The 850-nt window shown below is 71.5% G+C and carries 1 protein-coding gene; it reads right to left on the reverse strand.

Translation table 11 applies throughout. The annotated features are described in order from the left end of the window. Positions 1-850: transposase (locus ABGB14_RS50005; protein WP_347650962.1), on the reverse strand; the 850-nt coding region annotated here is incomplete at both ends.

Consider the following 850-nt stretch of genomic DNA (forward strand, 5'->3'; position numbering starts at 1 on the left):
GCGATCAGCTTGCGACCGGCGCTTTCAGCCTTGTACGACAGGATCGTCAGGAACACCCCCCAGCCCGCGTCCAGGATGCTCCGGTTGAGGCCGGACTTCTGCGCGACATTCCGGCCGGGGACTTCGACCGTGCCGGCCGCCGAGCGGGTCATGTTCGCGATCCGCAGGTCCTCGTGCACGATCACATCATAGGCGCGGACCAGGGCGAGCGCGGCCTTGTGCGCGCCGTCCAGACGTTGCCTGCGCACCCTGGCGTGCAACGCGGCCACGCGGGCCACCGCCTTGCGCCGCCGCTTGGAACCCCGCTTCTTGCGCGCCAGAACCCGCTGCGCGGCGGCCAGCCGGCCCGCGGACGCGGCCAGGTGACGGGGGTTGCTCAGATGCTGTCCGTCGCTGGTCGTGACGAGGGACGCCACGCCCATGTCGATCCCCGCGACCGCGCCGGTGACGGGGAAGGACTCGGCGGGCACGTCGTCGCACGACAGGACCACGAACCAGCGGGAGCCTTCACGCGTGACGCTGATCGTCTTCACCTGGCCGCGCACGGGCCGGTGCCGGTGGACGCGCACATGCCCGACACCCTGCAGCCGCACGTAGGTGGCGGTGGGGTGGCCGGGCTGAGCATCCCACCGGCAGCCGTCGCCGTCCTTCGGCCACTCGACCGTGCCGAACCGGCCACGCCCCTTGAAACGCGGGAACCCCGGCGCGCGTCCGGCCCTGACTCGGTCGAAGAACGCGCGAAACGCCTTGTCGAGCCGTCGCAGCGTGGCCTGCTGGGACGAGAACGACCAACGCGCCTGCCCGTCCGCATCACCGGCGCGGATGTGTTTCAGCTCGGCCGACTGCTCGC

This window comes from Nonomuraea sp. B10E15, from assembly GCF_039871615.1.
Taxonomy (GTDB): domain Bacteria; phylum Actinomycetota; class Actinomycetes; order Streptosporangiales; family Streptosporangiaceae; genus Nonomuraea.